Below are 8937 nucleotides of genomic sequence, written 5' to 3' on the forward strand. Positions count from 1 at the left end.
CCAAACCTTCGGCAGTCCCGATCGACTCCTTGAGCGCGATCGCGCATGCGTTGCAAAGGGACCCGACGCATAAGGATCGGACACAAGCGGTGGTGGATCGAAACCGTGCCGACCGGCCAGCGACACGAAGAAGGCCGCTGCCGCCCGTGCATGACGGGCGGCAGCGGCCTTCGCATCAGGATTGAACGCTACGAAGACAGGCGATCGGGTTCGGCGTCGCCTGACTCGAGTGTCGTGGTCGGCCCGGTGACGACATCCACGAGCGCGTTCTCGTGTCGCTGCGCCTCGAGCTGCTCGGCCTCGGCGCCACAGATGGCCTCGCCGCGCGCGACGAGCCCGGCCTGATCCGAGAGCGGGATCTGCTTGAGGAAGAGCGAGAGGATGAACGCGAGCCCGATGAACGGCAGCAGGTACCAGAACACGGGCGCGAGCGCGTCGGCGTAGGCGGAGATGATGCCCGTGCGAACGTCGTCGGGAAGCGCGTTGAGGGTCTCCGGGTCGATCGTCGAGGCGGCCTGGGAGGCCGCATCGGCCGAAGCGCCGCTGGTCGCGAAGACGTTCACGAGGTTCTCGGTGAGCCGCGTGGTGAAGATCGTGCCGAACACCGCGGTGCCGAGCGATGCGCCGACCTCACGAAAGTAGTTGTTCGTGCTCGTCGCGGTGCTNGATCTCGTCGGCGGGTACCGCGTTCTGCACCACGAGCACCACGACCTGCATGATCAGGCCGAGGCCCACGCCGAAGACGAACAGGAACACGCAGATGAGCCAGATCGGTGTCTCGGCGGTCAGGGTGGTGAACGCGACCATCGCGAGGGCCGTGACGATCGTGCCCAGAATCGGATAGATCTTGTACCGGCCGGTCTTCGTGATGAGCAGGCCGGAGGCGATCGACGTGCCCATCATGCCGACCATCATCGGCACGAGGAGCAGGCCCGAGACCGCGGCCGAGGTGCCGGAGGCCATCTGCAGGAAGGTCGGGATGAAGCCGATGGCGGCAAACATGCCGATACCGAGCATGAGGCCGATCGCCGTGGCGTTGATGAAGACCGGGTTGCGGAACAGACTCAGGGGGATGATCGGGTCTTCGGCGCGCGCCTCGGTGAAGATGAACGCGGCCGCGGCCACGACGAGGCCGGCGCCCCACGCCCACGTCGCAAGGGAGCCCCAGCCGAAGGCGGTGTCGCCGCCGAAGTCGGCGAAGAAGATGAGGCAGACCGTGGTGATCGAGATGAACACGACGCCGAGAATGTCGATGCGCTTCTCGGGCTTGCGCGACGGCAGCTGGAGCGCGAAATACGCGATCGCGAACGCCGCAATGCCGATCGGGATGTTGATGTAGAACGCCCACTGCCAGGTGAGGTGGTCGACAAAGTAGCCGCCGAGGAGTGGGCCGGCGACGGCCGAGAGACCAAAGACGGCGCCGAGCGGGCCCATGAACTTGCCTCGCTCGTTCGCCGGAACGATGTCGGCGATGATGGCCTGCGACAGGATCATCATGCCGCCACCGCCGAGCCCTTGCGCGGCGCGGAAGATGACGAATGCCCAGAAGCTGCCCGCGAAGGCACAGCCAATCGAGGCGAGCGTGAAGATCGCGATCGCGATGAGGAATAGGTTGCGGCGGCCGAGAATGTCGCCAAACTTGCCGTAGATGGGCATGACGATCGTGCTCGCGAGGAGGTAGGCGGTCGTGATCCACACCTGGTGGTCGACGCCGCCGAGTTGGCCGACGATTGTCGGCATGGCGGTCGACACGATCGTCTGGTCGAGGCTCGACAACAGCATGCCCGCGATGAGGGCGCCGAAGATGAGCCAGATTCGACGCCGAGTGAGCAGGAATGGTGCTCCCTGCGTTGCGGAGCTTGGCATTAGCTGGCTTTCTGTGAGGGGGAGAATTCGGCTCGGGCGAGCCGCACGCGCTGCAGGAGCAGTTCGCGCGGTGATTCGGTCGAGTGGTGGTGGATGAGCTGGTGAAGGGTCAGTCTGATGAGTGCGCCGATGCCGTGCACGATGACTTCGGCCCGGAGCTGGGCATCTCTGACGTCGCCGAGGCGCCGGGTGATGAGTTCGACGTCGCGGAGTTCGTTCTTGTGGAGTTCGTTGAAAGCGGCCTTGATGAGGCGAGGCTCGTCCTCGATGGCCGCGAACATCGTCTCGGTGTCTTCGACGGGGTTCGCGATCTCCCATCGGGCGATGATCATCTCGACGAAGTCGTCGATCAGGTCGCCGCGGGCGGCAACGAACTCCTCACAGATCGCGTGTTCGCGGGGGTCGGTCGTGGCGGAGCCGTAGCCGAGCACCGCATTTTCTTTGCACTCGAAGTAATTGAAGAAGGTGCGCCGGGAGACGCCAACTGAGGAACAGAGCTCTTCGATCGTGAAGCCGGCGAAGCCAACTTCAGAGGTCAGCTTGCGGGCCTGACAGGTCAATGCCCGGGAAGTTTCGCGTTTGCGCAGCTCCCGGGCATCGCTTGCACTCTCAATCACAGAGTGCAATTCTGCACTATTGCTAGTCAAAGTGCAATCGAAGAGTTCGTGAAGTAAAGATGTGCCTGGGACGCGATTTCGCGTCAACCTTCGTTATCCGAAGTAGGCCTCGAGCAGGCGCAGCCACACCTCGCTCATGGTGGGGTAGGAGGGCACCGCGTGCCAGAGCCGGTCGACCGGCACCTCGCCGACGATTGCGATGGTGGCGGAGTGTAGGAGTTCGCTAACGCCGTAGCCGACAAAGGTGGCGCCGATGACGACGCGTCGGTCTTCGTCGACGACAAGCTTTGCCTGGCCGGAATAGTGGTCGGCGTGCAGTGCCGAGCCGGCCACCGCGCCGAGGTCGTACTCGACGGCACGGATGCGCAGGCCTCGCTCACGCGCGCGTGCCTCGGTAAGCCCGACGCTCGCGACCTCGGGGTCGCTGAACACGACGTGGGGCACTGCATCATGGTCGGCTGTAGCGACGTGACGCCCCCAGCGCGCCGCGTCGAGAGGCTGGCCTCGCAGTCGAGCGGCGATTGCTTCGCCAGCGGCCCGAGCCTGATATTTGCCCTGATGGGTCAGGAGAGCGCGACCGTTCACGTCGCCGACCGCGTAGAGCCAGTCGGTGCCATTCACGAGCATGGTGTCATCGACTTCGAGGCCGTCGACGCCGGCGGCCTCAAGCCCGAGCCCTTCGGTGTTGGTGCGTCGACCGGTCGCGACGAGCAGCTCATCCGCCTCGAGCGTCGTGTCGTCGTCGAGGTCGATGCGGACCGCACCGCGACCCGCATCGTTGGTGGGGAGCCGGTCGATGCGACGCGGCGAGACGCCAACGCGCACGTCGGCGCCGGCCTCGACCAGCGCATCCGCCACAAGCTCGCCGACGAACGGTTCTTCCCTGCCCAGAAGCCCACTGCGCGCGAGCACCGTGACCTTCGACCCGAGTGACGCATAAGCGAACGCGAGTTCAACCCCCGTCACGCCCCCGCCGAGCACGGCAAGCCGTGGCGGGATCAACGTTTCGGAGGTCGCCTCCCGCGTGCCCCAAGGGTCGGCCTCGGCGAGACCAGGGATGCCCGGCAGGGTTGGTACCGACCCGGTCGCGAGCGCGACGGTGCTGGCCGTATAGGTGCGCTCGCCGACCCGCACCTGACCGGGCCCCACGAGCCGCCCGGCGCCGCGGATCAGCGCAATGCTCGCCGACTCGAGCCAGGCAACCTGGCCATCGTCGTGCCGGTTGCTGGTGAACGCCGTGCGGCGTCGGAGAACGGCCTCGACGTCGATCTCGCCGACAGCCTGCTTGGCACCATCGACGCGCCGCGCCGCGGCGAGCGCCTGGCCGCTTCGGAGGAGCGCTTTCGACGGCATGCAGGCCCAGTATGAGCACTCGCCGCCGACGAGTTCAGACTCGACGATGGCCGTGCGCATGCCCTGCTTCGTGGCGTAGTCGGCGACGTTCTCGCCGACGGGGCCGGCGCCGATGACGATGAGGTCGTAGTCGACGGCACTTGGGGCGGCGGGTGCGTTCTGCGATGACATGTCAGCTCCTGCGATCGAACGAATGCGCCCAGCGAAGCACAGCTACTCGGGCCAAACCCCGGAACTCCCGCGCCGGTGGGAGCCAACGAGATGGGTGTCGATCATGCCGACGGCCTCCATCAGCGCATACATGGTGGTCGGGCCGACGAACGAGAAGCCCTCGTTGCGCAGTGCCCTGGCGAGTGCGACCGATTCCGCCGACCGGCTCGGTACCTCCTCGGCAGACCGTGGTGCCGGCGTAACGGCAGGCTGAAACGACCAAACAAACTTGCTCAGGCCGCCCTTGTCGCGCAGTTGCACCGTGGCGCGGGCGTTGCCGATGGTGGCCATGATCTTCGCGCGGTTGCGCACGATCGCCGCGTCGCCGAGTAGCCGCTCGACGTCGCGCTCGTCGTACTCGGCCACGAAGTCGGGGTTGAAGTCGTCGAATGCCGCGCGAAACGCTGGCCGTTTGCGCAGGATGGTCGCCCATGACAGCCCGGACTGGAAGGCCTCGAGGCTGAGCCGCTCGAACATGCCGTGCTCGTCGCGCACCGGCATGCCCCACTCGGTGTCGTAGTAGTCGCGCAGCACGTCGTCACTGCTCGCCCAGACGGGGCGCGCGAGACCGTCGTCGCCGATGATGAGGTCGGGGGTGGTGAGTTCGAGGGCGGACTGCTCGGTTGCGGTGGGGGTGGGGTCGCTCATGTCGTCTGCTCCAGTTCGAGAAGGGTGGATTTGGCGTCGAGGTCGCCGATGTCGCCGCCGAGAGTTCCATCAGCGCAGCACCGTGACGCCATGACGTTCGACGGCTGGTCGGAGGGGTGATTCTTGCTCACGCAGGGTAGACGCACCAGCACGGTATGACGTGAGCCCTGTGGATAGGTTTTTTCGGAGGGTGGCTGTCGACCTGCGTCATCGCCGCCGAGCTGGAAAACACGGCACGGAGCGGAAGGCATCGAGCGTGCCGAGGACGCGGAGCAGCACCTCAATACGCCCGTACTCGACCTCGAAACCGGCCGATATCAGGCTCGCGGCGAGCGTCACGACGTTGCCGGCGATCGCCCGGGTAACGAGCGTCGCGGCGCCGACGACGTCGACCAGCACCACCCCTGCCGCCAAGGGCGAGGTCGGCGGGCTCAAGCACTTGGTGGTGCGCGCAGCCACGAGAACCACGAAAATCCAACGCAGCTAGCTGGGCCACCGCATGTGCGCTGTGGGGGCACCCCAGAGCGGCCTGGGCGCCTCCGCGAGTGTCTGTGGCCCGCTTGCTAGAGCCGCTCGATGACGGTCGCGTTCGCCATGCCCGCGCCCTCGCACATCGTCTGCAGCCCGTAGCGGCCGCCGCTGGCCTCGAGCTGGTTCACGAGAGTTGTGAGGAGGCGGGTGCCCGACGAACCGACCGCGTGGCCAAGCGCGAGCGCGCCGCCGCGCGGGTTGAGCCGGTCCAGCGGTGCGCCGGTCTCGCGCTGCCAGGCGAGCGCCACCGAAGCGAAGGCCTCGTTCACCTCGAAGGCGTCGATGTCGTCGATGCCAAGGCCCGCACGATTGAGCACGCGTTCGGTCGCGGGAATCGGGCCGGTCAGCATGAGCATCGGGTCGTCGCCAACGACCGAGAACGCAACGAAGCGGGCGCGGGGGTGCAGGCCGAGTGCATCCGCTCGCTCGCGCGACATGATGAGCGCGGCCGATGCCCCGTCGGTGAGGGGCGAGGAGTTGCCGGGCGTGACTTTCCAGTCGAGTTCGGGGAACCGCGCTGTGTACTCGGGCGTCGCAAACGCGGGCGAGAGGCAGGCGAGGGATGCGGCGGTTGCGCCGGGCCGCACCGTCTCGTCGATGAGGTGGGCACCCGCCTCGGTTTCGATTGGCACGAGCTCGGCCGCGAAGTCGCCCGCGCTCGCGGCGTCCGCGGCGAGCGCGTGCGAGCGGGCCGCAAAGTCGTCGAGCTCAGCGCGCGAGAAGCCCCACTTCGCGGCGATGAGCTCGGCCGAGACGCCCTGGTGCACCATGCCCTCGGGGTAGCGGGCGCGCATGCGCGAGCCGAGCGCATCCTGCCCTGCTGTCGAGGAGCCGAGCGGCACGCGGCTCATCGACTCGACGCCGCAGGCGATCACGATGTCTTGGCTGCCCGACATGATCGCCTGCGCGGCGAACGTGGCGGCTTGTTGGCTCGAGCCGCACTGCCGGTCGATCGTGGTCGCGGGCAGGGTGTGCGGGAATCCGGCCGCGAGCACCGCGGTGCGGCCGATGTTGCCGCCCTGCTCGCCGACCTGGCTCACGTTGCCGGCGATAACGTCATCGATGAGCTCGGGGTCGAGGCCTGAGCGCGTGACGAGTTGCTCGAGCACCGAGGCGAGCAGGTCGACGGGATGCACGCCCGAGAGCGCGCCGCCAGGCTTGCCGCGACCCGACGCGGTCCGTACGGCGTCGACGATGACTGCTTCGCGCACCAGCTCACGGAACTCCTGGCGGTCGTCGATATGGAACGTGGAACGCATCGTGCTTACCTCGCAGCCATTCGGATCGCGCCGTCGAGCCGAATCGTCTCGCCGTTGAGCATGGGGTTGTCAATGATCTGGGTGACGAGGAGCGCGAACTCCTCGGGGCGGCCGAGCCGAGCCGGATGCGGCACCTGCTTGCCGAGCGACTCACGCGCCGCCTCGGGCAGGGCCGCGAGCAGGGGAGTGTCGAACGTGCCGGGCGCGATCGTGTCGACGCGGATTTGGTACTCGGCCAACTCGCGCGCGATCGGCAACGTCATCGCGTGAATTGCGCCCTTCGACGCCGAATAGGCGGCCTGGCCGATCTGTCCGTCGAACGCAGCGACCGAGGCGGTGTTGACCACGACGCCGCGCTCCTCGCCGAGCGGGGCGAGGCGGAGCATCCGCTCGGTCGCGAGGCGAATCACGTTGAAGGTGCCGACGACATTGATTGCGAGCACGCGTTCGAAACGGTTGAGCGGGTTCGGGCCGTGCTTCGAGACAACCTTGAGCGCCTCGGCGACGCCCGCGCAGTTCACGACGACGCGGAGGTCGCCGAGCTCGGCCGCGGCATCGAGGGCGGCGGCGACCTGGTCTTCGCTGCGCACATCCGCGCCCGCGAACGTGAGGTCGGGCTCGGTCGCGAGCGCGTCGGTCGCCGGCGTGCCCGGCAAGTCGACGACCACGACCCGGGCGCCGCGATCGCGCAGCCGTCTTGCGGTGGCGAGGCCGAGGCCCGAGGCGCCCCCGGTGATGACCGCAACCTGGTCAGTGACATCCATGTCGACCTTTCCGCCGCCCGCCGGCGTTGGCGGTCGCGTGCCTTGTGCCAACCGTAGCCACGTCACCGCAAGAGTTCATGGAGGCGGCGACGCGCGGCCGCTATTCGCTGCGGAACTCGGGGTCGCGCTTCTCGCGGAATGCCGCCATGCCCTCCTTTTGGTCGTGCAGCGAGAAGCCCGAGGTGAACGCCTGCTGCTCGTACCGCACACCGTCAGTGATGCCCGAGTCTTGCGAGACCCGCAGCGCGTTCTTCATTGCGTAGACCACGGGTAGCGACTTCGCGGCGATGGTCTCGGCGACCGCCGTCGCCTCGTCGAGAAGCTCGGCGGCGGGCACCACGCGCGAGACGAGGCCCGCGCGGTCGGCCTCGTCGGCGTTCATGACGCGCGCTGTGAAGAGCATCTCGGCGGCCTTGTACTTGCCAATCGCGGCGGGCAGGCGCTGCGAGCCACCCATGCCGGGGATCACGCCGAGGTTGATCTCGGGCTGACCAAACTTCGCCGTGTCGGCGGCGAACGCGCGCTCCGAGCCGGTGATGACGATGGCGCCGATCTCAGGGTCGGTGTCGTAGGCGAGCGCGGCCTCGATGATCTCGCCGCTGAGCTGCAGGTTGAGCGCATTGAGCGCCTCGGGCCGGTTCAGCGTGATGTAGCCGACGCGGTTGCGCGTTTCAGTGAGGATGAGGTCGTAGTGCGGCACGGATGCTCCTAGCGTGCGGTGGTGGCGCGGGCGGCGGCCCTGGTGCGGCCAATTATCCTGGCGGAATGACAACACCCGCCGAATTCTGGCGCCAGGTGCGCGAGGCGAAGCCCGAACTTCCCGTGGCGGCGCCCGAGGCGTGGGCCTTCGGTGCGACCGCGGAGCACGCCGACGAGTTGCTCGCGTTCGTGCTCGTCGGCACGAAGACCGCGACGGCTTCGTCGCTCTGGGACTCCGAGTCGACCGGCGAGGCCGTGCCGCGCGAGGGGGAGCACAGCATCCTGCTCGACGGAGCCGGCGAGCCCCGCGCCGTCATCGAAACGACGCGGGTGCGCATCTGCCCGTTTGCCGAGGTGGATGCGCACCATGCGCACGCGGAGGGTGAGGGCGACCGCACGCTCGCGTACTGGCGTGAGGCGCACGAGCGGTTCTGGCGCGAGTACTCCGAGAACCCGCGCGGCTTCGCGCCCGACATGCCCGTCGTGTGTGAGGCGTTTGTGCTCGTGTACCCGTGACGGGCGCCTAGCTGCCGGCGCGCATCCGCCTCGTGCTCGCCTCGGGCGTGAGGTCGAGGCGGCGCAGCAGCTGGGCGTTGAGCNCACGATTGTCGAGAGCGACATGAGAATCGCGCCGACGCTCATCGGCAGCACGAAGCCGATCGGCGCGAGGATGCCCGCCGCGAGCGGCACCGAGATGAGGTTGTAGCCGGCCGCCCACCAGAGGTTCTGGCGCATCTTGCGGTAGCTCGCGCGCGACAGCTCGATGACCGAGAGCACCGAGCGGGGGTCGCTCGAGGCGAGCACCACGCCGGCGGAGGCGATTGCGACGTCGGTGCCCGCGCCGATCGCGNNCGCTTACCCTCGTGCTGCAGCTCGGCGACCTTCGCCGACTTGTCCTCGGGGCGCACGCCCGCGAACACGCGGTCGATGCCGAGCTCGGCCGCGACCGATTCGGCGACCGCCTGCGCGTCGCCGGTGATCATGACGACC

At 67.9% G+C, this 8937-nt stretch carries 10 protein-coding genes and 1 pseudogene (1 of these 11 only partly in view); 1 reads left to right on the plus strand and 10 read right to left on the minus strand.

Annotation, left to right across the window (positions count from 1 at the left end; genetic code table 11):
- Positions 1-188: 188 nt before the first annotated feature.
- From ID132_RS10250 to ID132_RS10285, 9 genes and pseudogenes are all read right to left on the minus strand, one after another.
- A pseudogene (locus tag ID132_RS10250) lies at positions 189-1866 on the minus strand (MDR family MFS transporter).
- Positions 1866-2483 carry a TetR/AcrR family transcriptional regulator gene (locus ID132_RS10255; RefSeq protein WP_125106399.1) on the minus strand — a complete coding sequence of 206 codons (618 nt, stop codon included), beginning with the start codon at positions 2481-2483 and terminating at the stop codon, positions 1866-1868. Before ID132_RS10255 ends, ID132_RS10250 begins: the two are co-directional and overlap by 1 nt.
- A 93-nt stretch (positions 2484-2576) precedes the next feature.
- Positions 2577-4007: a dihydrolipoyl dehydrogenase family protein gene (locus ID132_RS10260; protein ID WP_193128539.1), complete on the minus strand. Its 1431-nt coding sequence runs from the start codon at positions 4005-4007 to the stop codon at positions 2577-2579.
- 42 nt (positions 4008-4049) lie between these two features.
- Complete coding sequence (locus ID132_RS10265) at positions 4050-4694, minus strand: DNA-3-methyladenine glycosylase I (RefSeq protein WP_193128540.1); 645 nt, start codon at positions 4692-4694, stop codon at positions 4050-4052.
- Positions 4691-4825 carry a hypothetical protein gene (locus ID132_RS14455; RefSeq protein ID WP_268898524.1) on the minus strand — a complete coding sequence of 45 codons (135 nt, stop codon included), beginning with the start codon at positions 4823-4825 and terminating at the stop codon, positions 4691-4693. Before ID132_RS14455 ends, ID132_RS10265 begins: the two co-directional genes overlap by 4 nt.
- A 76-nt stretch (positions 4826-4901) precedes the next feature.
- Complete coding sequence (locus ID132_RS10270) at positions 4902-5096, minus strand: hypothetical protein (protein WP_125106396.1); 195 nt, start codon at positions 5094-5096, stop codon at positions 4902-4904.
- A gap of 161 nt (positions 5097-5257) precedes the next feature.
- Positions 5258-6436, minus strand: a complete 1179-nt coding sequence (locus ID132_RS10275; RefSeq protein WP_125107401.1) for a thiolase family protein — start codon at positions 6434-6436, stop codon at positions 5258-5260.
- Positions 6437-6489: 53 nt separating this feature from the next.
- The gene (locus tag ID132_RS10280; protein ID WP_125106395.1) at positions 6490-7248 is read right to left on the minus strand and encodes an SDR family NAD(P)-dependent oxidoreductase; all 759 of its coding nucleotides are present in this window, start codon (positions 7246-7248) and stop codon (positions 6490-6492) included.
- Positions 7249-7348: 100 nt separating this feature from the next.
- A complete protein-coding gene (locus ID132_RS10285; protein ID WP_193128542.1) occupies positions 7349-7948 on the minus strand; it encodes an enoyl-CoA hydratase-related protein in 600 nt (199 codons plus the stop codon).
- Positions 7949-8013: 65 nt separating this feature from the next.
- Here ID132_RS10285 and ID132_RS10290 point away from each other — a divergent pair, with 65 nt between their 5' ends.
- Positions 8014-8463, plus strand: coding sequence for an ASCH domain-containing protein (locus tag ID132_RS10290; RefSeq protein WP_125106393.1), 450 nt, complete (start codon positions 8014-8016; stop codon positions 8461-8463).
- A gap of 122 nt (positions 8464-8585) precedes the next feature.
- Here ID132_RS10290 and ID132_RS14040 read toward each other — a convergent pair whose 3' ends face one another.
- A protein-coding gene (locus ID132_RS14040) for an HAD-IC family P-type ATPase (protein ID WP_459562475.1) crosses the window boundary here: on the minus strand, positions 8586-8937 show its 3' portion. Its footprint extends 299 nt past the window's final position; the window shows 352 of its 651 coding nt (coding positions 300-651); its start codon lies off the right edge, out of view — the gene reads right to left on this strand; its stop codon occupies positions 8586-8588.

The sequence above is a fragment of the Gulosibacter sediminis genome, from assembly GCF_014904065.1.
Classification (GTDB): Bacteria; Actinomycetota; Actinomycetes; order Actinomycetales; family Microbacteriaceae; genus Gulosibacter; species Gulosibacter sediminis.

What these genes read in the sequence shown, in the direction of transcription:
- ID132_RS10290 (WP_125106393.1), top strand. Translation starts at nt 8,014, where the DNA reads ATGACAACACCCGCCGAATTCTGGCGCCAGGTGCGCGAGGCGAAGCCC.
- ID132_RS10265 (WP_193128540.1), bottom strand. Translation starts at nt 4,694, where the DNA reads ATGAGCGACCCCACCCCCACCGCAACCGAGCAGTCCGCCCTCGAACTC.
- ID132_RS10280 (WP_125106395.1), bottom strand. Translation starts at nt 7,248, where the DNA reads ATGGATGTCACTGACCAGGTTGCGGTCATCACCGGGGGCGCCTCGGGC.
- ID132_RS10260 (WP_193128539.1), bottom strand. Translation starts at nt 4,007, where the DNA reads ATGTCATCGCAGAACGCACCCGCCGCCCCAAGTGCCGTCGACTACGAC.